The sequence below is a fragment of the Acinetobacter lwoffii genome (genome assembly GCF_024129355.1).
Taxonomy (GTDB): Bacteria; Pseudomonadota; Gammaproteobacteria; order Pseudomonadales; family Moraxellaceae; genus Acinetobacter; species Acinetobacter lwoffii_I.
Window position 1 is genome coordinate 1 of the sequence record NZ_JAMXXP010000007.1, and the last position, 21207, is coordinate 21207.

Annotated in this window: 20 protein-coding genes; 9 read left to right on the forward strand and 11 right to left on the reverse strand. The window is 42.6% G+C overall.

The genetic code is table 11. From position 1 onward, the window contains the following. Window positions 1-309: 309 nt before the first annotated feature. From NI468_RS05640 to NI468_RS05660, 5 genes are all read right to left on the reverse strand, one after another. A complete protein-coding gene (locus tag NI468_RS05640) occupies window positions 310-483 on the reverse strand; it encodes a hypothetical protein (protein ID WP_004731424.1) in 174 nt (57 codons plus the stop codon). 83 nt (window positions 484-566) lie between these two features. Further along, complete coding sequence (locus NI468_RS05645; protein ID WP_004731425.1) at window positions 567-1004, reverse strand: 2-amino-4-hydroxy-6-hydroxymethyldihydropteridine diphosphokinase; 438 nt, start codon at window positions 1002-1004, stop codon at window positions 567-569. Then, window positions 961-1341: a dihydroneopterin aldolase gene (gene folB / locus NI468_RS05650; protein WP_004645388.1), complete on the reverse strand. Its 381-nt coding sequence runs from the start codon at window positions 1339-1341 to the stop codon at window positions 961-963. The genes NI468_RS05645 and folB overlap by 44 nt, the downstream gene beginning before the upstream one ends. A gap of 124 nt (window positions 1342-1465) precedes the next feature. Beyond that, complete coding sequence (locus NI468_RS05655; RefSeq protein WP_253100563.1) at window positions 1466-2764, reverse strand: ABC1 kinase family protein; 1299 nt, start codon at window positions 2762-2764, stop codon at window positions 1466-1468. 57 nt (window positions 2765-2821) lie between these two features. Then, a complete protein-coding gene (locus NI468_RS05660; protein WP_005106630.1) occupies window positions 2822-3592 on the reverse strand; it encodes a HesA/MoeB/ThiF family protein in 771 nt (256 codons plus the stop codon). 482 nt (window positions 3593-4074) lie between these two features. On the opposite strand from NI468_RS05660, the gene NI468_RS05665 reads away from it, so the two are divergent. Next, the gene (locus tag NI468_RS05665; protein ID WP_044108878.1) at window positions 4075-4605 is read left to right on the forward strand and encodes a pyridoxamine 5'-phosphate oxidase family protein; all 531 of its coding nucleotides are present in this window, start codon (window positions 4075-4077) and stop codon (window positions 4603-4605) included. A gap of 255 nt (window positions 4606-4860) precedes the next feature. Here NI468_RS05665 and NI468_RS05670 read toward each other — a convergent pair whose 3' ends face one another. The 3 genes from NI468_RS05670 to NI468_RS05680 all read right to left on the reverse strand — a co-directional run bounded on the left by NI468_RS05670 (window position 4861) and on the right by NI468_RS05680 (window position 8928). Continuing rightward, entirely contained in the window at window positions 4861-6507 is a 1647-nt protein-coding gene (locus NI468_RS05670) for an AMP-binding protein (RefSeq protein ID WP_253100566.1), read from the reverse strand. 267 nt (window positions 6508-6774) lie between these two features. After that, window positions 6775-7911 carry an acyl-CoA dehydrogenase family protein gene (locus NI468_RS05675; RefSeq protein ID WP_253100569.1) on the reverse strand — a complete coding sequence of 379 codons (1137 nt, stop codon included), beginning with the start codon at window positions 7909-7911 and terminating at the stop codon, window positions 6775-6777. 246 nt (window positions 7912-8157) lie between these two features. Then, window positions 8158-8928 carry an SDR family NAD(P)-dependent oxidoreductase gene (locus NI468_RS05680; protein ID WP_005263250.1) on the reverse strand — a complete coding sequence of 257 codons (771 nt, stop codon included), beginning with the start codon at window positions 8926-8928 and terminating at the stop codon, window positions 8158-8160. Between the two features lie 138 nt (window positions 8929-9066). On the opposite strand from NI468_RS05680, the gene NI468_RS05685 reads away from it, so the two are divergent. Beyond that, window positions 9067-10089, forward strand: coding sequence for an AraC family transcriptional regulator (locus NI468_RS05685; protein ID WP_253100692.1), 1023 nt, complete (start codon window positions 9067-9069; stop codon window positions 10087-10089). Window positions 10090-10317: 228 nt separating this feature from the next. Then, on the forward strand, window positions 10318-10671 hold the full coding sequence (locus NI468_RS05690; protein WP_253100571.1) for a hypothetical protein: 354 nt from the start codon (window positions 10318-10320) through the stop codon (window positions 10669-10671). 182 nt (window positions 10672-10853) lie between these two features. On the opposite strand, the gene prmC is transcribed toward NI468_RS05690, so the two are convergent. Both prmC and prfA read right to left on the reverse strand, forming a co-directional pair. Continuing rightward, window positions 10854-11672, reverse strand: a complete 819-nt coding sequence (gene prmC, locus NI468_RS05695; RefSeq protein WP_222112205.1) for a peptide chain release factor N(5)-glutamine methyltransferase — start codon at window positions 11670-11672, stop codon at window positions 10854-10856. Continuing rightward, window positions 11672-12760, reverse strand: coding sequence for a peptide chain release factor 1 (gene prfA / locus NI468_RS05700; RefSeq protein ID WP_004645400.1), 1089 nt, complete (start codon window positions 12758-12760; stop codon window positions 11672-11674). Before prfA ends, prmC begins: the two co-directional genes overlap by 1 nt. A 345-nt stretch (window positions 12761-13105) precedes the next feature. Here prfA and NI468_RS05705 point away from each other — a divergent pair, with 345 nt between their 5' ends. The 4 genes from NI468_RS05705 (at window position 13106) to NI468_RS05720 (ending at window position 16305) form a co-directional block, all read left to right on the forward strand. After that, complete coding sequence (locus NI468_RS05705) at window positions 13106-13522, forward strand: glycine zipper domain-containing protein (RefSeq protein ID WP_005263255.1); 417 nt, start codon at window positions 13106-13108, stop codon at window positions 13520-13522. A gap of 246 nt (window positions 13523-13768) precedes the next feature. Beyond that, on the forward strand, window positions 13769-14224 hold the full coding sequence (locus NI468_RS05710; protein ID WP_004278778.1) for a hypothetical protein: 456 nt from the start codon (window positions 13769-13771) through the stop codon (window positions 14222-14224). Between the two features lie 169 nt (window positions 14225-14393). Beyond that, window positions 14394-15398 (forward strand): LLM class flavin-dependent oxidoreductase, encoded by a 1005-nt coding sequence (locus tag NI468_RS05715; RefSeq protein ID WP_253100574.1) that lies wholly within the window; start codon window positions 14394-14396, stop codon window positions 15396-15398. Between the two features lie 343 nt (window positions 15399-15741). Further along, window positions 15742-16305 (forward strand): NAD(P)/FAD-dependent oxidoreductase, encoded by a 564-nt coding sequence (locus tag NI468_RS05720; protein ID WP_213687387.1) that lies wholly within the window; start codon window positions 15742-15744, stop codon window positions 16303-16305. A gap of 246 nt (window positions 16306-16551) precedes the next feature. Here the strand turns inward: NI468_RS05720 and ppsR are convergent, their stop codons facing one another. Beyond that, on the reverse strand, window positions 16552-17388 hold the full coding sequence (gene ppsR / locus NI468_RS05725; protein WP_004278781.1) for a posphoenolpyruvate synthetase regulatory kinase/phosphorylase PpsR: 837 nt from the start codon (window positions 17386-17388) through the stop codon (window positions 16552-16554). A gap of 154 nt (window positions 17389-17542) precedes the next feature. Between ppsR and ppsA the strand changes: the two genes are divergently transcribed. Next, on the forward strand, window positions 17543-19921 hold the full coding sequence (gene ppsA / locus NI468_RS05730; protein ID WP_191112143.1) for a phosphoenolpyruvate synthase: 2379 nt from the start codon (window positions 17543-17545) through the stop codon (window positions 19919-19921). A 418-nt stretch (window positions 19922-20339) separates the two neighbouring features. Further along, window positions 20340-21137, forward strand: coding sequence for an RDD family protein (locus NI468_RS05735; protein ID WP_005247265.1), 798 nt, complete (start codon window positions 20340-20342; stop codon window positions 21135-21137). The last annotated feature ends 70 nt before the right edge of the window (window positions 21138-21207 follow it).

Sequence of the window (21207 nt, forward strand, 5' to 3'; positions counted from 1 at the left end):
ATTATCAAAGTTCTGTTGCTTTAGCCTGTATATTTTTATGGCTACCTTTATAGGGTTAATTATGAACAGTAAATGTCAACAGACCCTAATATATGTTCGGTTTTAATTTAGATGTTTAAAACCTAAGATCTATGTCTGAGAGGTATTGTTATGGAAACTACGATCATTCTTGCCATCTTGGCGATCATTATCGTATTGCTGATCATTTTTTATAACAAGAAAAAGTGAAAGAGCGATGAGGCATTTTTACTGCTTTGAGGATTTTTATCGAACTTAAAATAAATTCCAGAGCCTTAAATCAATCAAACATTAATTGCCTGTTGGAAAACTATGAACCCCCCATTGGATGACATAAAGAATCCCAAGAATTAAAATCACCGAAACCAAGATTTCTAATATTTTCATTTTTAAAGGATTCCTAAACTCCGCCTGAGCCATCTTATCTGAATTTTTCTTTTCATCTAAAACAAAAAACTGAAGCATAAAAAAGCCTGATCTGGCTTGATCAGGCGGGTTAATTATTCTTACTGGATAAAATGTATTAGCAAAAAATTAGGTGATTTGATTTAAATCAGCTGTTCAACTGTTGGGAAGCTATGTGATCCATGTTCGAACATGGCATCATGCCAGATATCAAACATAGGCACTTTCACATCCAGAGCCAAGGGCAACTTTTTTTCATTAAACTGCATATGTTGAAGATCTAATCCCCAGGCAATCAAATCAACATCCAAAGTAATCTGATGAGATGGACGTACTCGCCCTGATGCCTGTTCCAGCTGTTTGAGCAGCTCAATCAGGCCTTCACTAGATACCGAACTTCGCAATAAACACGCTGCATTCCAGTAATCTGCGCCGATGCCATCGCGGCAAGGAATCATATAAATGGGAGAAAACTGAACTTCTCCCCATTCAGAAATACGTTGCTGTGCAGCTTGAAAATGTTGCTGAGGATGACAATTACTCGCTAATGCTAGGGCGAAAATCGTTTCGGTGTCGTTCAAGACGTATTCCTACAGAATTGGCTTGCGCGATAATGGCAGGCTTACGGATCGTAATATTAATCGATTCAATTGCTGTAAAGGTAGTAAAAAGTGCATTCAGCACTAACTTTGCTGCATGTTCAATCAATTCAGGCTTGGCGTCTTGAATGACTTTGCTGGAAATCTCACAAATTTCTGCATAATTCAGCGTATCTGCAAGTGCATCTGAGTTTGATGCCTGTTCTAAATCGGTTTGAATGGTCAAATCCAGCATTAGAGGCTGAATAATTTGACGCTCCCAGTTAAAGCAGCCCACGACTGTCTCAACCTTTAAACCTTCAATAATAATGGCGTCCATTGGATTGCTCGAGAATTTAGTACTAACCAAATCCCTCTCAAGCCCCTTTACAAAAGGAGGAGCTTTTAAAGTCCCCCTTTTAAAAGGGGGATTTAGGGGGATTTTTCCAAGTCTAGATAGGGTTTTAATGCTTTAACAGCAGGTTCGGATCCATGCTTTGCACCATTTGCAAACGCTGATCGGCATAGATATCGGTATACGGCGCCAGAATTCGCATGAAACGATCGAAATACAGCATTTGCTTGAATAGCAAGGCAAAGTCACGCGGGAACCGGATCCCGTGACGTTCACCCACAGCCACCATATCCATCATGATATCGTTCAGGTCAGCAGGATTGGACGTTAATAATTCCTGCGGATCCGCCATCAATACACCGCTAAATAAGCGTTCCAGATCAGCAGCCAAGACTTTGGTGTCAATCTGCACAGCAGTCATGCCCATTTTCAGCATGTTTTGTGCCATCAGCTCATAATTGGTATGTTGCAATGAATCCATAAATGCCATACATGCCGTCCATACCTCAGGTTTAAGCTGACCGACAATACCGAAATCAATAAAACCGACACGTCCATCTTCGAGCAGCATCAGGTTGCCTGCATGTAAATCGGCATGGAAGCTGTTACACATCATCAAGCTACCAAACCAGGTATTCATCGCAGTGATAAGTACTTGAGATGGATCTTTGGATACTTTTTTGACCACTTCAAAATCTGTCAAAGGCACACCGTATAAACGCTGCATGGTGAGCACACGACGGGTCGAATATTGATGATAAACCTTAGGTGCAGTGGCTGCCTGATTGTTGGTGATATTCAGGTAATTAACGAAATCATCCAGATTCTGTGCTTCTTCGATAAAATCGACTTCACGCACCATACGGGTTTTGATTTCTTCGACAATGTCAGCCAGTGAAGCAAACTTAACTTTCGGGACTGCTTTTTCCAGTAACTTGGTTGCCCAATGTAGGACGTTCAAGTCAGTGTACAAAATGGTCTCTACGCCCGGTTTTTGTACCTTAATCACGACATCTTCGCCAGACACCAGTTTGGCCGCATGCACCTGTGCAATAGATGCAGAGGCTAACGGTGTTTCATCAATCGATGCAAAGATTTCATCCAGATTGCGCCCTGCAAATTCAGAAGCCAACACTTGCTGGATATAGCTAAACGGCAAGCGTGGAGTCTGATCCAGACAACCCTGAAATTCTTCTACATATTCACGTGGAAACAGCGACGGCGTACTGGCAATAAACTGCCCCAGCTTGATATAGGTCGAACCCAAAGATTCGAAAGTTTCACGCATGAGCTTGGCATTGCTTGGCTTTTCAGTGGCATATTTAATGCCCGCCTTGGCCGCAACGACCGCTGTTTCTCCCATACGGGCAACTGAACGTATTCCATCTAACCAGATATTGTTTTTCATAATGTCTTAGGAAAAATTAATTAAACGCAGTGTAGCAAAAAAATTCACTTTGCAGGCTTATCTTGCCTGACAGATTGGGCAATCTGTATCTTTTTCGAAAGCAAGAATCCGCTGTTTAAAGCTCAGCCCATCCCACAACAACAGCTTTTGTCGAAGTGGTATCTGACCTAATCCCAGATATAACAAGGCATGATGTGCCTGTAAGCTGGCCATCACATTCGGTGTGGTGGCCAGTACACCGGAGTCTGCACAGCGCAGACTTTCATCGGCCTGATTTTCTGGCGGGAACAGGCAAGCATAACAGGCGGAATCCCCTTCGACCATAAATAGCTGACCTTGCAAGCCAATCGCAGAAGCACTCAATAAGGGCACATTCAGCTCCACGCAAATCTGATTGACCAGATAACGTGTGGCAAACTGATCACAGCCATCCAATACCAGATCCTGATGCTCAATCACACTTACTGCATTTTCAGCCGTTAAGGCCTGATTCACATATTCAACTTGTAGGTTCGGATTAACCTGACTCAGTCTTTTGGCCAGCGTTTCTGCCTTATAAAATCCAATATCCTGCGGTATAAATGCCAGTTGTCGCTGTAAATTACTCATCTCGATGGTATCCGGATCGATCAGGGTAATTTTTCCCACACCTGCACGTGCCAGAAGTTCTGCCAGTGCACAGCCTATCCCGCCACAACCAATAATGCAGACATTAGAAAATTTTAACCGTTCTTGAGCGTCAATATCCCAGCCATCCAGAAGAATCTGACGGCTATACAGATGCAGTTCAGCATCGGTGAGTTCGAATTCTGGGGATATGGTATCCATGTTAAATGTAGACAACGTCTTTCCTTGTTTCGAAAATTTTTAACAATGATCGTAAAATTAGCTTTACTGAAGTTTCTAAAGGCTGATAAATCTCTGGAATATCAATCTCACATTCAATTCACAGCACATCAATAAATGGTTCGGCAATCGTTGAGGCAAATAGCATATCAGCTAAACGTTCGGTATCAAGATGCAGCCGCTATGGCTTGGCAAGATTTTTTGAATCACCTCAATTAAACGGTTCCGGTAAACTGTTCCTTCTAATTTATAAAAGGTGTCAAACCTGAAGTTTTTAAAATCTTTGCTATTGAATTACCCTGTAAATAGAACTGCCTTGTTTAGCAATTCTGTAGTCTCTGCCTGTATTTGAGTATGAAAATGTATGAGTTCAGTGAGACCTAAGGCATCTGTCTCTAAATATGATTAATCTGAAAATACCAAGCAATCTTTTCAGCTTTCATAAAATCGTATGGAGAACATACATGACCGAGCATAACAATACTCAACATGATAATCGTGAAAAATTATGGGAATTGATCAAGGATGTTCGTTACACCATGATCAGCCATTTAACCGACACACATGAAATACACTCCCAGCCGATGACCATGCTGAACTCCGAGCAGATGAATGAACGTCAAAACTTATATTTCATCCTGCGTAACACCAATGATCTGGTCAAAGCAGCAGAAACAGGCCGTGGTCAGATTGGTCTGTCTTTTGCAAAACCATCAGATGGTATTTACGTGTCGATTAGTGCACATGCCCAGATCAGTACTGACCGCATTCTGATTGAACAGTTGTGGAATCCGTGGGCTGAAAACTGGTTTGAAGGCAAAGATGATCCTACCGTACGGGTATTGATTGCTGAAGCAGTCAGCGCAGAATATTGGAATGTGACAGACAACAAAGTCACCCAGCTTTTTAAAGCCTTAAAAGGCGGTGTTACCGGCGAAGCGGGCGAACCGCATGCAGAACATCAAAAAGTGAATCTACAAAGTAATATCTGGTAATGAATGAGATTTAGCCTCTTTATCTTAAGAGGCTAAATTTTTGATATATTCAATTTTAAATATTAATGTAATTTTACTGTAATGACATAAAAAATTATAATTTTTGCTTGCCTTAATCTGCTCTCTTAAAAATATAAGTTCGGGAAAATCAGCTCAATATCTGATTAAAATTTAAGTAGCAGATTTATTTCTTAAAAAACCAAAAGGCTGCTATGGCAGCCTTTTAGCATTCAATCGAACAATTAATTTGAAAAATTAGCTGACTCGCTTCATCTCTTGAAGTTTGGCAACTTCCTGCTGTTTGAGTAAATTTCGCTGAATCTTGCCACTCGATGTTTTAGGCAAAGATGCCACAAACTCAATCTCTTTCGGATAGGCATGTTTGGATAAGCGTGAACGTACATAACTTTGCAGTTTCAACATCAAATCTTCAGTAGCCGGATAAGCCGATTTAAGCACTACAAAGGCTTTCACAATTTCTGTTCGTTCTGGATCTGGCTTTCCAACGACTGCGGATTCAAGCACTTCCTCACATTCAAGCAAGGTACTTTCTACATCAAAAGGCCCAACCCGATAGCCCGAGGTTGTAATGACATCGTCTGCACGCCCAATAAAATCAATACCGCCATATTCATTCAGCTTCACGGTATCACCAGTGAGATAATACTGCCCGACAAATGACTTGCGGTTATGCCCTGCATAGCCTTCAAACCACATCAAAGGTGAAGCTGAACAGTCGATAGCAAGTGTTCCAATACCGCCTTTTTCTACTTCCTGATGTTCTTTGTCCAATACAGCAAAACGATGCCCAGGAATAGCAAAACCGGCTGAACCAACTTTTTTATAATGCTCCAGGCCATGATGATTGGCGATCACCATACCCAGTTCAGTCTGTCCATATTGATCGTAAATATTCACATTTAAATCATGATTGAACCACTGAATCACTTCAGGCGTGAGCGGCTCACCCGCACTACTTACCACGCGTAAATGCGAACTGATGCCTGCATCAAATTTTTCTTTAAAGCCAAAGAACATGCGAAATGCGGTTGGCGAACCGGTCAAGTTACTGACCTGATATTTTTGAATGATTTGTACGGCATTATCGACACTAAAGCCACGTTCATCCATGATGATGCTGTGCCCTAAACTGAGCGGCCCTGCAATACCATAATACAGTCCATACGCCCAGCCCGGATCTGCCAGATTCCAGAAGGAATCTTCATCTCGCAGATCTACCGCGTGCAGCATATAGCCTTTAAAGGCCAACAAGGCTTTTAAAGGCACAGGAACCGATTTTGCCAAGCCTGTCGTACCTGAAGTAAACATCATCAGGAAAATATCATTAAACTGGCAATTTACCGGTTCAAACTCTTCCGGTTGCTGCTGTAAGGCTGTCCAGAAATCAGCATCTTGATAATCATCTGCCGCTGTTTGATGCACAGTCAGAATATTAGGGACATTGAGATCATGAAGTTTCAGTCGCTGCTCTTCATCAGTAACAATCAACTGGGTGCCAGCGGTACTGATGCGATGTTCAATGGCTTTGCTTTCAAAGGCAGTAAATAAAGGTTGGTATATGGCACCGATCCGCCAGGTGGCCAATATGGTAATTAAGAGTGCTGGCGTTCTTGGCAGCAATCCTGCAATACAGTCACCGGCCTTTAAACCCAGAGAATGCATATAATTGGCCAGCTGTCCTGAAGCTGTTGCCAGCTGTTCAAAGGTCCACTGCTCTGCATCTCCATTTTTACCTTCCCAGATCAGTGCAGTTCGGTTTTGACCCAGGTATCGACCACAGCATTCGGTATACGCATTGATGTTCTCTGCGCTTCCAACCAGATGTTCCTGAACCATATTTTCAAAATTAAAATCAGCATATGCCTGCTCTAGTGTCTTCATGACGACAACCTCTTTCCTGTTGTAGTTTTCAGGCGACCTTGCCTGAGTTTATCCATTTGTATTTGTTGTTCCTGCTGATTCCCTCAGCATACTTTCTCAAATCTGCATTCATGCCCTAGGGCTAGAACATGAATAAGGCTTATTTTTCGATTATTCGTACTGTATGTCTTTAGATCATCATGTTCAGTTGAATCCTGCAATTTCCATATCCATCAACGTAAGTGCCAGATTTGAACATCAATCAAAGTCTGTTTTTTAAATTAAAAATCAGCGCTGACATACTTCACGTGCAATCACCAGACGTTGAATATCCGATGCACCTTCATAAATCTGGCTCACTCGTACATCACGATAGATACGTTCAACCGGAAAATCCGACACATAGCCATAGCCACCATGAATCTGAATCGCATCTGAACAGACTCGCTCTGCGATAGTTGAAGCAAACAATTTGGCCATAGAAGCTTCTTTTAAGCATGGCTGGCCAGCATCTTTTAAGGTTGCAGCATGCAAGACGAGCTGACGTGCGGCTTCAATTTGTGTCGCCATATCTGCAAGCCTGAATGCCACAGCCTGATGCTGCACAATTTCTACGCCAAAGGCTTTGCGATCATTGGCATATTCCACTGCAGCATCTAGCGCAGCCCGGGCCATACCGACAGATTGTGCTGCAATGCCGATCCGCCCCGATTCAAGGTTCGACAAGGCAATCTTATAGCCTTCTCCTTCCTGCCCCAACAAGTTGGCAGCAGGAATCCGGCAGTTATCCAGAACGATGGTCGCGGTATCGGAACAATGCTGACCCATTTTCTCTTCTAGGCGTGACACGATATAACCCGGTGCATCGGTCGGCACCAGAAAGCATGAAATACCCTTTTTCCCTGCAGATTTATCAGTCACAGCAAAGACTAGTGCAATCTGTGCGTGTTTACCTGTCGTGATAAACTGCTTGGTGCCATTTAGCACCCATTCATCACCATCACGTTCGGCTTTACACTCCAGCGAACTGGCATCCGAACCGGCCTGAGGTTCTGTCAAACAGAAACAGCCAAGCCATTCACCTGTCGCCAGCTTAGTTAAATACTGCTGTTTTTGTGCTTCAGTGCCATAACGCTGGGTAATGCCGCAAGGCAAAGAATTCTGCACACTGATAATCGTCGAGATTGCACCATCTCCTGCGGCAATTTCCTCTAGCGCCAAAACCAATGATACATAATCCAGACCTGCACCACCCCATTCTTCAGCCACTGTCATACCCAATGCACCAAGCTCACCAAGCTCTTTAAGTTCTTGTGCTGGAAATTGTGCCGTTTTGTCGCGTAAGGCCGCTGTCGGTTTCAGTTTCTGCTGCGAATAATTTCGCATCATGTCCTGAATCATTTTTTGTTCATCATTTAAAATCATTGAACTTCCCTTTCTATATCTATTTATTTACTTCAAGCTTTTTACTATTGAGATCGTTGGCACGTCGGATAAGGCGGCATGGATGTCGCCTGCGAAACTGAGATACAGGGATGTATCTTCAGTTTCGCAAAGGATTTTTGTTTCTTTTGATCCTTCAAAAGAAAATGCATGCTTAAGCAAATTCATTTAAATTCAATGAGAAATTGGTAGCTGTGCAAATCATCATGTCCTATATAAATCGAAAACTTATTTAGGCTGCATACGGATTGCGCCATCCAAACGAATGACCTCACCATTCAAATAACTATTTTCAAAAATATGTCCCACCAGATGGGCAAATTCCTGTGGTTTTGCCAGACGTGGTGGAAACGGCACCATTTGTCCTAAAGCATCCTGGACATTTTGTGGCATGCCTTTTAGCATCGGAGTTTCCATAATGCCCGGCGCGATGGTCATGACACGGATCGCTTCACGGGCCAGTTCACGTGCCAGAGGTAAAGTCATTGCGACGACTGCACCTTTAGAAGCCGCATAGGCAGTCTGACCAATTTGGCCGTCATAAGCGGCAACCGAAGCGGTGTTCACAATCACGCCACGTTCTTCTTCACCAGCTTGCAGCTCATATTTTGCAATTAAAGCCGCCGCATGACGCAACATATTAAAAGTACCGTTTACATTAATATTCAGCACTTTTTGGAACATTGCCAATTCATGGATGCCGTTACGACCCAATACTTTGGCGGATGGCGCAATCCCGGCACAGTTGATCAAACCATTCAGTTGGCCATATGTGCTTTCAACATGAGCGAAGAAAGCTTCAACTGTCTGTTCATCGGTCACATCGAGCTGTACAAATTCAGACTGTGAGCCCAGTTGCTGCTGTAATGCCTGACCCTGCTCCTGATTCATATCGACCAGAATCACTTTAGCACCGTGTTCAACCAGATGCGTCGCCGTAGCCGCACCCAAACCTGAGGCACCACCGGTGATCACAATAACTTTTCCCTGAATGTTCATGTTTATTTCCTAGCGATTTTTCTATTTCAGATACGACTTAATATGCAGAGTAAACAGAGTTTTTATTCTGTACAATTTCCAAATATTGCATCTTGCATGATGTATTTGGACAATGAAAACAAGGATGTCAGACTGAATATGCATAAGCCTGCACTGGAATATAGCAAAGGCACCATCTCGATTGACCTGGTGAACGAAGCATTGCTGGATGCCAAACGGCTGCAATTTGATATCCCTGCCATTCTGAAAAAAGCCAATATCCCAGCAGAAGTATTGAATGCTCCCAAGGCACGTGTATCCGTTAGCCAATTCGCCCAATTATGGACTGTGCTTGCAGACAGCATGAATGACGAATTTTTTGGCATGGACAGCCATGCCATGCGTCGTGGCAGTTTTAAATTGCTTTCGAAAATGGTCATGCAGGCAGATACACTGGAAAAAGCGCTGCAACACATTCTGCAATTTCTCAACATGGTTTTGGACGACCTGCAAAGCACGCTCATGGTTGAGGAACACTATGCCTATATCGTGATTTATGATTTAAAAGCAACCAAACGCATGTTTAGTTATGCGACTTATCTGATGCTGATTCATACCCTGATCTGCTGGTTAAGTGGACAACGGATTTTACTTAATCAGATTCAACTCAAATGTGCAGCTCCCCTGGATGATTTCGACTATAAAGTTCGGTTCTGTGAACAGATTGAATATCAGGCCAGCGAAAATTACGTGCAATTTGATGCCAGCTATCTGCAACTGCCGATTAAACAGGATACTCAGTCCTGGTATCAGTTTATTCAGCAAACACCACAAAATTTATTGGTGCGTTTTAAAAACCCCTATGCCTTGAGCACCCAGATTCGCCGAAAATTGCTACAGGTTTCGCCGGCAGAATGGCTGGAACTGAATGAACTAGCCTTAAAAATGAATATGTCTGAAGCCACCATGCAACGGCGTTTAAAAAGTGAAGGTGTCAGCTATCAGCAATTAAAAAATGAGATACGCCGGGATACCGCAATTGAATTACTGACCCGTACTGAACAAAGTTTACAAGAGATCAGCGATCAGCTTAACTTTCAGGAATCCAGTGCATTTCATCGTGCATTCAAAAAGTGGACTGGCGTCAGTCCAGGTGCGTATCGGCAAAATAATATTAGATAATTTATATAAATTTAGACTTTAAAAATATCATTCAAAAATACTTACATTCTAAGCATTTATTTTTATTATGATTATATATTTCAAGCCCTGAAAAATATATTAGCAGGACTACATAGTCACCCGAAAAGCTTTGCAATTTACCCGATAATAGATTATTTTTCATTCAATTTATAGCACTTTTGCTATTGGCTGTACTCTCCATTTTCCTTTCTAGTTGAAGGTATCTCCATGTTAAAGATGACTGATGTGCTTGGGCAAAATCTTGTCCAAAACTTCTCTAAAGCTTTATTTTCTTCGACTGATCTCATCACAGAACAGTTGAATCAAGGGATTTTAAATGCATCGGATGCAGAACTGAAAGATGCAATTCTGCACTTCTTTAACCAGGTGGACGCTGTGGAAGCGGCTCAGGCCCTTGAAATTCCGGCAGAGCGTATCAATGAATTACAACAAGGTATCGCCTTGAAAGATGAAAAATATCTGGCAGATACTTTGAAAGTTGTGGCACTTTGTCTGGCAATGGAAACTGGTAGTCTGGATCAGGTAGAAGTCTATGACTGTCTACAAGACTATCCAATGTAATTATTTTTAAAAATTCCTCGAAAGCGGTGCTCTGGCATCGCTTTTTTGTTTTTAGTTATACTGCGTTGGCGTCATGTCATTCAAAATACTTAAGGTTTCAGATGCAGTCAGGAATTTATAAAGAAAAAATCCAATAAAAAAGCGACCACATCGGTCGCTTTTTTATAAAGATAGATGACAGATTAATGTGGCCATTGACCCAAAGTTACGCGATCATTCCCGCCATAATCTTTAACCGTGCGGACTTGCTTATAACCCGCCTGTTTAAATAGATGTTGTACGGCGTCTGCCTGATTATAACCATGCTCAAGCACCACCCAACCATTCACGGTCAAATGCTTCTTGGCTTGCAGAATAATCATTTCAATATCGGCCAGCCCCTTTTTATCTGCCACCAGCGCACGTTCCGGTTCAGTCGCCAGATTCTGCATATGCACATCATCAGGGTCGATATAGGGTGGATTCGATACAATGGCATCAAAGAATTGACGGCCAAATGGTTTCAACCATGAACCTAGAACGAATTCTACATTCTCAATATCATGTTGTTCCGCATTATATTTCGCCACCTCAAGCGTAGGCTCGTAGATATCGGAAGCCGTTACTGTCCAGTTAGAACGTTCAGATGCCAGTGATAAGGCAATTGCGCCAGTACCTGTACCCAAATCTACTACACGGGCATCTTCAGGCAGGTCTAACTTCAATACCGTCTCAACCAGTACTTCAGTATCCGGACGTGGCACCAAGGTATCTTTGGTCACTTTGAGGTCCAAAGTCCAGAATGGCTGTGAACCAGTGACATAAGCCAAAGGCTCACCGGCAGCAATACGCGCCAACCCGTCTTTATACGCTTGTTCCTGTTCCGGCGTTAACTCCTGATCCTTTTTCATCAGCAGATCAAATGAATCAATCTTGGTGATGTGTTCCAGTAACCAGGCATTTTCCTGACGTTCGTAACTTTCAGCTTCGCCGCGTAAAGCCAAGGCTTGTAAAATATTCATTATCCACCATTCTGCTGTGCAAGCATGGCCAATTGATCCGCCTGATATTCGCGATGCAGGCTGTCCAGCAATTCAGTCAAATCACCTTCCATCACGGCATCCAGCTTGTATAAAGTCAGGTTAATGCGGTGATCTGTCATACGACCTTGCGGATAGTTATAGGTACGGATACGTTCCGAACGATCACCCGATCCCACCAGGTCACGACGCATTTCCGAGGTTGCTGCATCTGCTGCTGCACGTTTGGCATTTTCCAAACGTGATACCAGCAGTGCCATCGCTTTGGCTTTGTTCTTATGCTGTGAACGCTCTTCCTGACATTCCACTACGGTGCCAGTTGGAATGTGGGTAATACGTACTGCAGAATCGGTTTTGTTAACGTGCTGACCGCCTGCACCTGAAGCACGATAGGTATCAATGCGCAAATCAGATGAGTTGATTTCGACCGAGGTATCAACATCAATTTCAGGAAGAATCGCAACGGTACATGCTGAGGTATGCACACGGCCTTGTGATTCGGTCGCTGGTACACGCTGTACACGATGCGCACCACTTTCAAATTTTAGACGACCGTAAACACCGTCACCATTAATCAGGCAGATGACTTCTTTATAGCCGCCATGTTCGCCTTCATTTTCAGAGAGGATTTCAATACGCCAGCCTTGGTTTTCCGCATATTTACTATACATACGGAATAAATCGCCTGAGAAAATCGCAGCTTCATCGCCACCGGTTCCGGCACGAATCTCAAGATAAGCCGAGTTGGCATCATTCGGATCTTTCGGAATCATCAAGATGTTCAGATCAGCTTCAAGCGATTCAATTAAAGCTTTATTCTCTTTAATCTCTTCCTGCGCCATTTCCTTAAAGTCCGGATCTGACAGCATGGCCTGAGCCGTTTCAATGTCTTCTTCCGCCTGTCTGTACTTGGTCCAGACATTAGTGATTTCTGTTAAGTCATTATGCTCACGTGACAATTGACGGAAGCGCTTATTATCAGAAATGACTTCTACATCAGCCAGTAATGCGGTCAATTCTTCATGGCGGTCAGAGAGTTGGTCTAATCGTAAACGTAACGATTCTTTCATTTTCTAAAAAATCTCAAACATAGGCTGGGACTAAAAACCGATTTAGCACAGCGAAATCAAAAAATTGCGCCTAGTTTAACGACTCTGGCTTCTAATGAACATCATTATTGAGTAAGTCCGCGTTGCTATCATTCGTGCTCTACAGCATTTGTTAACAAATATGATTAAAAACAGTGGAATTGCCTTTTTTATAGTCGATCTTATTCTTATTTCTTGCCGATTTTACAATTCGCCAAATAAAGCAGGGAATTATGAAGAAACATCTTCATATTGTTTTGGGCATGATTTGTTACATTTTCCGCATCGAAATAATTACAGTCCTGTTGATGGACACGGAGTGATGACATGAAACTCAACGCACTTTTAATGAGTACAGTTTTAGCTGCTGGTTCAATGATGACCGTAAACGCACATGCCGACAGTACAGCGCGTGTTGCAGCAGCAAGTGCTTTAGGTAGTGTTGCAGGTACAGCATTAGGTAAAAACATGGGCGGTAACACCGGCGCAACCATTGGTGCTGCTTTAGGTGGTGCTGGCGGTGCAGCAGTTGCAAGCAGCAAGAAAAACCGTACTGAATCTGCCATTGGTGGTGCCCTAGGTGGCGGTGCCGGTTATACCGTAGGTAAAAATATGGGCGGTACTAACGGTGGTTATATCGGTTCAGCCTTAGGTGCTGCCGGTGGTGCGGCACTGGGTAACAAGATTGCCAAAGATAAAGCAGTGGAAAAACGCTCTAAACACTGGAAAAAACGTCACCGTTAATTTGCGCTCAGGCAGTTTAGACCAGACACTACATTTAACATGAAAAGCACCTTTTGGTGCTTTTTTTTATTACTGTTTCATAACATGAAATTTCAAGTAATACATGGAATTATCCTGTCCACATCATGAATCAATTAAGGAGATAAAAATCACAATTCGCCAACATTGCCTCCATGCTGTTTGGCGCTTGCTAGATTAAATTTATCTCATCAACAAAATATAGCTAGATATATAAAAGGTGTCCTCATGAACTATAAATCTCTAATGATCGCTGTCGTAGCAACCTCAGCCATGGGTATGACAGCTGCCAATGCAGGCAATACAACCAATACAGCTTTAGCTTCTGCTTTGGGTGGTGTCGTTGGTGCCGCAGTAGGCAATAAAATGGGCGGTACTACTGGTGCAACAATCGGTTCAGCGATTGGTGGTGGTGCGGGTGCCGCAGTAGCAGCAAATAAACGTGACCGTAATGGTGCGATTATCGGTGGTGCTTTAGGTGGCGGTGCAGGTTATGCAGTTGGCCGAAACATGGCAGGCACCAACGGTGGTTATATCGGTGCGGCACTGGGTTCAGCAGGTGGCTCAGCTTTAGGTAAGAAAGTCAGCGAAGACCGTCGTTATGATGACCGCAGCGAACGTCGCTATAACTCTTCTCGTAACTACCGTTATAACGATTATCGCTATAACAACCGTCGTCGTTAAGATTCTCTCCCCTTATTCTTTCCTCCTTTATAAGCATCTTCGGATGCTTATTTTTTTGCCTTTATTTTTTATCTTTATCTTTTGGTTTACACTTATATCGATTTTTTTCGATATACAAACGCCTTCTAAAGTCGTATGCTTTTAGAGATGTCTATTTAAGAGTAATACTATGCGTACGCTTAACGATACCCAGTTCTCTATACTCGAACTGGTTCCTGTTCGTGACGACAAGAGCATTCAATTCGCGCTGAACCATGCGCTGGAACTTGCCCAAACAGCAGAAAAATTGGGTTATCGCCGGATGTGGCTGGCAGAACATCATAATATGGATGGCATTGCCAGTTCAGCAACCGCAGTTCTCTTAGGCTATTTACTGGCGAATACCAAAACCTTAACTTTAGGCTCTGGCGGAATCATGCTGCCGAATCATGCTCCACTAGTAGTGGCAGAACAGTTCGGCACCTTGGCAACGCTCTATCCGGACCGGATTGAACTGGGTCTGGGCCGTGCTCCCGGTACCGACCAAATGACCATGCGTGCCCTGCGTCGTGGCCGTCAGGAAACCGAAGACCAATTCCCGCAGGATGTTCTGGAAATTCTGCAATATTTTAAAGATCCAATTCCAGGACAGCGTATTGTAGCAACGCCAGGTCAAAGCACGCATGTACCCATATGGCTTTTAGGTTCCAGCCTGTTTAGTGCACAACTGGCGGCAAAACTTGGTCTACCTTATTCCTTTGCTTCGCATTTTGCCCCGCGTATGCTGGGTCAGGCCATTCAGCTGTATCGTGACAATTTCGAACCGTCTGAATATCTCGATCGTCCCTATGTTTCCATGGGCGTACCGATCTGTGTCGCAGATACCAATGAAGAAGCAGAATATCTAGCGACTAGTGCCTATCAGCGGGTTTTATCACTGATTCGTGGGCAAAGCCTGAAACTTAAAGCACCAATTGACTCCATGGAAGGTCTGTGGTCGCCGCCGGAAAAAATGTCAGTCGATAATTTCTTTGCCATGGCTCAGGTCGGTTCCAAAGAAACCGTTAAAGCTGGGCTAGAATCGCTTTTAGCCAAATATGATGTGGATGAGTTTATCTTTACTTGTGACATCTATGACACTGACAAGCGCCTGCACAACTTTGAGCTGTTGATGCAAATTAAAAACGGTCTGTAAATGAAAGCTGCATCTACCTATTCTCAGCAATGGGTAGATGTTTTTTCACCTTTAAAGATAAATGACTAAAAGAAACATCCCAGTAAAATCATTTCTATCGACCTCCTCCATTAAACAGCCTCTTCTTTGAACGAACACTTCATTTCTTTCATCCATCTCAGCAAGTTAAAATTCATTCTTTTTGGATCGCCTGTAAACCCATTCAGCCTCAACAAAATCAGATTTTATATTTTGGTCAAATAGATGACTGTCTAAGTTAAATTTTTCACTTTACCCTGGCTTGAGTTTTTGTTTATATCTCATACAAAGAAAATTAATTATTAAATAAATTCAAGGAATTCTAATGTCTACCAAGCAGGATCCACACGCTGGTATTTTTGAAAATCGCCCCGAACATTTTCAGCAGTTTAATGGAATTAAAGTGCCCTCTTCCGAACTGTTAGAATTGGATTATGCAGATAAAGATATTGCTATTATTGGCACAGATCAGTTTACCGTGAGCCAGCTGGATAAAATCAGTCAACATGCCCGTTCGGTAAAAGTTTTCCAGATTAATCCTGCTTTTGTACTGCCCGGTTCCGACCGAATTCTGCAACGAATTATTAATCACCCATTGATTGGTAAAAATCGCCGCTTATTTAACAACCGCATTAAAAGCTTGCTTTCTCTGCGGTTTTTAGAAAATCAGGTGCAGAATTTGTGGCTAAGACGCCAGTTAATGCCAAATCTTGCATCTTCCCGTAAAATTTATCTGAAATCAGATCATTATTATGCTGCCCTACAACGTGAAAATTGCCACCTGATTACCTGGCCGATTCTGAAAATTTCGGAAAATACAATTCATTGTATTAATGGTGAACAGCATCCGGTCGATATCATTATTCATACTTATTTAGCAGAAAAATAACTCACGCTGGCGAGTAAAAATGAAAAATTGGTAAGCTGATAATGAGATTTTTATTTACGTATCAAGAACCGACATGATGATTTATTCAACAAAATGAGCAAAGAAGACTCTTTTATATTTCAGAATATGATAGTTGGTATTTTCTTAGAATTATAAAATTCATACATTATTTCGATTAATCAATGCTTACTTGTAATTTTTAGCTATAAATCAAAGCCAAACCGCAGTTTGGCTCTGGCTGGTTTCTTAACCGATTCGACGTTTTAAACCGGTCATTTGCAACACACGTGTTGAGATTTCTTCAATCGACATTTCAGACACATTCAGGTACTTGATGCCTTCCGAAATATAAATTCCTTCAATCGCACGCAACTCCATCTGACACTGACTAAAGCTGGCATAACGGCTATTGGCCTTACGCTCAGAACGAATGGCCACAAGGCGTTCCGCATCAATCATCAGGCCAAACAGCTTGTTTTTATGCGGTCGCAGCACGGCTGGCAGTCGGTTATCATCCAAATCTTCTTCAGTCAGTGGATAGTTCGCCACGCGAATACCGAACTGCAAAGACAGATAAATAGAGGTCGGGGTTTTACCTGAACGCGATACACCAATCAGGATCAGGTCAGCTTTATCATAATGACGGGTACGTGCGCCGTCGTCGTTATCTAAAGCAAAATGAACAGCATCAATACGGGCCTTATAAGACTCAGAGTCGGTCACCGCGTGGGTCTGCCCGACTAAAGTTGTAGGAATCGTGCCTAATTCATCAGCCAACTTACTAATAAGCCCTTCAAATACATCAAGATTTACTGCATTTGCGGTATTAATAATGTCGCGCACATAGGGATCAACCAGGGTATCAAATACCAGCGGTTTTTCACCGTCGATTTGAGCTCTTGCATTGATCTCTGCCACCACGTTTGTGGCCGCTTCTTCGGAACTAATGTAAGGGATAATATGAATGTCAAATTTCACATGCGGAAACTGCGCTAACAGCGAGTGTCCAAGGGTTTCAGCGGTGATGGCGGTACCATCTGAAATAAAGAAAACACTACGCTGAATTTGTTTACCTTCCGACATTAAAATTCTCCTCCAACATTTGTCTTAGTGCTATATAATCTTTATAGTAAACCGATCTTACATGACTGTCGCTTAGTAAAATCAAAAACCTAGATGATTTGCTATACTCTCATGCCGAGATAGTGATTAATACTGCAAAAGTGGAGTAACAACTTTGGAAGCGCGCGTAATTGGTCTGGAAAAATTAGGGAAGCACGACGTTGAGCTGGTCGGTGGGAAAAACTCATCACTAGGCGAAATGATCAGCCACTTATCAAATGCTGGTGTATCTGTGCCAGGTGGTTTCGCAACGACTGCCGATGCCTACCGTGAATTTCTCGAGCAAAGTGGCCTAAACGCTAAAATCAATGCAGAGCTTGCTGCACTCAATGTTGATGATGTAAATGCACTTGCTGAAACTGGCGCAAAAATTCGTCAATGGATTGTGGATACTCCACTTACGCCTGCATTAGAACAAGAAGTTCGTACAGCATTTGCAGAACTTTCTAACGGCAATCCTGACATCGCGGTTGCCGTTCGTTCTTCTGCAACTGCAGAAGATTTGCCGGATGCTTCTTTTGCCGGCCAGCAAGAAACTTTCCTGAACATTCGTGGTATCGATAACGTTCTGATCGCGATCAAAGAAGTATTTGCATCTTTGTACAACGACCGCGCAATCTCTTACCGTGTACACCAAAACTTTGCCCATGATGTAGTTGCCCTGTCCGCTGGTGTACAACGCATGGTTCGTTCAGAAACTGGTGCTGCCGGTGTAATGTTTACGCTAGATACTGAATCAGGCTTCCGTGATGCAGTATTCATTACCGCATCTTATGGTTTGGGTGAAATGGTTGTTCAAGGTGCCGTCAACCCTGATGAATTCTATATTTCTAAACCGCTTTTAAATGCAGGCCGACACGCGATCCTTCGTCGCAACCTGGGTTCTAAGCACCAGAAAATGATTTATGGTGAAGAAGCATCTGCAGGTAAATCTGTCGTTGTCGTGGATGTGGAAAAAGCTGAACGCCAACAGTTCGCTTTAAACGACCAGGAATTACAAGAACTTGCTAAACAAGCGCTGATCATTGAAAACCACTACGGTGCACCAATGGACATCGAGTGGGCAAAAGATGGCGATGATGGCAAGATTTACATCGTTCAGGCGCGTCCTGAAACTGTAAAAAGCCGTGAAAATGTCGGCACCATGGAACGCTACCTTTTGAAACAAAAAGGTACTGTGGTATGTGAAGGTCGTTCAATCGGTCAACGCATCGGTTCTGGTAAAGTCCGCATTGTGACGTCGATTAAAGAAATGGACAAAGTGCAAGACGGTGATGTTCTTGTATCTGACATGACTGACCCGGATTGGGAACCAGTCATGAAACGTGCAGCTGCGATTGTAACAAACCGTGGTGGTCGTACTTGTCACGCAGCAATTATTGCACGTGAGCTTGGTGTTCCTGCAATCGTGGGTTGTGGTAATGCAACTGAAGTCCTTGTAGACGGTCAGGAAGTGACTGTGTCTTGTGCTGAAGGTGATACTGGCTTTATCTATGAAGGCGCACTAGATTTTGAAATTCAAAAGAATTCAATTGAGTCTATGCCTGCTCTTCCATTTAAAGTAATGATGAACGTGGGTAACCCTGACCGTGCATTTGACTTTGCTCAAATTCCAAACGCAGGTATTGGTCTGGCGCGTCTTGAATTCATTATTAACCGTATGATTGGTGTTCACCCGAAAGCATTGATCAATATTGACAGCCTTCCACGTGAAACACGTGCAGCAGTCATGGCACGTACTGCAGGTTATGCATCTCCAATCGAATTCTATGTAGAGAAACTGGTTGAAGGTATCTCGACACTTGCTGCTGCATTTGCAGACAAGCCAGTCATTGTTCGTATGTCAGACTTTAAGTCTAACGAATATGCAAACTTGATCGGTGGTAAGTTATACGAGCCAGAAGAAGAAAACCCAATGTTAGGTTTCCGTGGTGCAAGTCGCTACGTTTCTGATAACTTCCGTGATTGTTTCGAACTTGAATGTCGTGCATTGAAAAAGGCACGTGATGAAATGGGTTTAACCAATATCCAGATCATGATTCCATTTGTTCGTACTGTTGCTGAAGCGAAACGTGTGATTGAACTTCTTGCATTAAATGGCCTTAAGCGCGGTGAAAACGGCCTTAAAGTGATCATGATGTGTGAACTTCCAACCAATGCTTTATTGGCAGATCAGTTCCTTGAACATTTCGATGGTTTCTCTATTGGGTCAAACGACTTGACACAATTAACGCTTGGTCTTGACCGTGACTCTGGTATTGTCTCTCACCTATTTGATGAGCGCGATCCTGCGGTTAAAGCGTTGCTTTCTCTTGCAATTCAAGCATGTCGTAAAGCTGGCAAATATGTAGGTATTTGTGGTCAAGGTCCTTCTGATCACCCAGATCTTGCACAATGGTTAATGGAACAAGGTATCGACTCTGTATCTTTAAACCCAGACTCGGTACTTGAAACTTGGTTCTTCTTGGCTGAAGAAAAAGTGCAAAAAGCATAAGCAATTTTGAATAAAAAAGACCCTTTGATAGGGTCTTTTTTATGAGACAGCTATTATGATTTATTGTTTGAAAATTAATAAATAAAGTCCCAATCTAAAGCTAAACCATTGAATTTATAAAAATAATTAAAAAAAGCTTATCAACACATGAAAACTGTAATGACAAACAAATACCAACAGTAAAGTCATATCAAAATGGCAATAATAATGAATAACCATTGGATGTTCGGGAAGATATTTTTAAGAATGGTGATCCTTGCAATTTTGTATGGGCGCATTTTTAATAAGAAATATGATTGAAAATCCTTAATTAATCTATATCTTACGATGAGAGGATGTTTGTTTTCAAAACAGAATTCAATACAATCTTGTTCAAAGCTATTATCAGTTCACATTTATATATTGAGATTCAGTCTATATGCAGATTTACTTGGCACGAAACAATCAACAAGCTGGTCCATATACGCTCGAGCAATTGAATCAGATGCTGGCGAATCAACAAGTCATGCTGACTGACCTGGCATGGCATCAAGGCATGACCGAGTGGAAAGCCTTAGGTGAACTTACCCAAGGAAAATCGGTATATCAACCCGAAGGTTATGTCGCTCCAGCAGTCACACCTGAAACGCCGGTATTCCAGAATAGCCAACCAACGACTTCGGCCTACTCACAGCCTCATACTCAAACAGCAACTCAAAAAAATGAACTTGCCAGTATTCCAAGCCGTATCCTGGCCAAAATTGTAGACGTATTACTGTGGCTACCAGCAACCTTCATTTTGACTGCTTTTTTTACGCCTGAACAGGAAACCCGGTTTGCTCAACTGAATGAAGAATTCATGAATGTTGTGCTGAGTAGCGATGCAGATCCTGCAATGGCTCAGCAATTACAGACTCAAATGTTTGAGATGTTTTCTCAGCAGGCGTGGCTTGCCACAGCGGTCTATTTGATTATCATGCTGGCCATTCAAGCCTTTCTGATTGCCAAATCAGGCCAAAGTATTGGTAAAAAGCTGACAAAAATCAAAATTGTAGATGCAGAATCAGGTGAAAAGCCCAGCCTGTTGCGCGCTTTTACTATTCGTAGCGTATTCTTCATATTTTTAAATATTGTATTTATGCCACTGAGTTTAATTATTGACTGGGCCTTCGGATTGGGCAAAAAACGTCAAACCTTGCACGATAAACTAGCAAAAACGAAAGTTGTGAAACAATAGCGCAGGAATACACAAAATGGGATGAATATCATCCCATTTTGATTACAGAACTTTGAAATTGAAATAAAAT

Coding starts and splice junctions, on each gene's coding strand:
- NI468_RS05640 (WP_004731424.1), bottom strand. CDS start 483: ATGCTTCAGTTTTTTGTTTTAGATGAAAAGAAAAATTCAGATAAGATG.
- folB (WP_004645388.1), bottom strand. CDS start 1,341: ATGGACGCCATTATTATTGAAGGTTTAAAGGTTGAGACAGTCGTGGGC.
- NI468_RS05655 (WP_253100563.1), bottom strand. CDS start 2,764: ATGAAAAACAATATCTGGTTAGATGGAATACGTTCAGTTGCCCGTATG.
- NI468_RS05660 (WP_005106630.1), bottom strand. CDS start 3,592: ATGGATACCATATCCCCAGAATTCGAACTCACCGATGCTGAACTGCAT.
- NI468_RS05665 (WP_044108878.1), top strand. CDS start 4,075: ATGACCGAGCATAACAATACTCAACATGATAATCGTGAAAAATTATGG.
- NI468_RS05670 (WP_253100566.1), bottom strand. CDS start 6,507: ATGAAGACACTAGAGCAGGCATATGCTGATTTTAATTTTGAAAATATG.
- NI468_RS05675 (WP_253100569.1), bottom strand. CDS start 7,911: ATGATTTTAAATGATGAACAAAAAATGATTCAGGACATGATGCGAAAT.
- NI468_RS05680 (WP_005263250.1), bottom strand. CDS start 8,928: ATGAACATTCAGGGAAAAGTTATTGTGATCACCGGTGGTGCCTCAGGT.
- NI468_RS05685 (WP_253100692.1), top strand. CDS start 9,067: ATGCATAAGCCTGCACTGGAATATAGCAAAGGCACCATCTCGATTGAC.
- NI468_RS05690 (WP_253100571.1), top strand. CDS start 10,318: ATGTTAAAGATGACTGATGTGCTTGGGCAAAATCTTGTCCAAAACTTC.
- prmC (WP_222112205.1), bottom strand. CDS start 11,672: ATGAATATTTTACAAGCCTTGGCTTTACGCGGCGAAGCTGAAAGTTAC.
- prfA (WP_004645400.1), bottom strand. CDS start 12,760: ATGAAAGAATCGTTACGTTTACGATTAGACCAACTCTCTGACCGCCAT.
- NI468_RS05705 (WP_005263255.1), top strand. CDS start 13,106: ATGAAACTCAACGCACTTTTAATGAGTACAGTTTTAGCTGCTGGTTCA.
- NI468_RS05710 (WP_004278778.1), top strand. CDS start 13,769: ATGAACTATAAATCTCTAATGATCGCTGTCGTAGCAACCTCAGCCATG.
- NI468_RS05715 (WP_253100574.1), top strand. CDS start 14,394: ATGCGTACGCTTAACGATACCCAGTTCTCTATACTCGAACTGGTTCCT.
- NI468_RS05720 (WP_213687387.1), top strand. CDS start 15,742: ATGTCTACCAAGCAGGATCCACACGCTGGTATTTTTGAAAATCGCCCC.
- ppsR (WP_004278781.1), bottom strand. CDS start 17,388: ATGTCGGAAGGTAAACAAATTCAGCGTAGTGTTTTCTTTATTTCAGAT.
- NI468_RS05735 (WP_005247265.1), top strand. CDS start 20,340: ATGCAGATTTACTTGGCACGAAACAATCAACAAGCTGGTCCATATACG.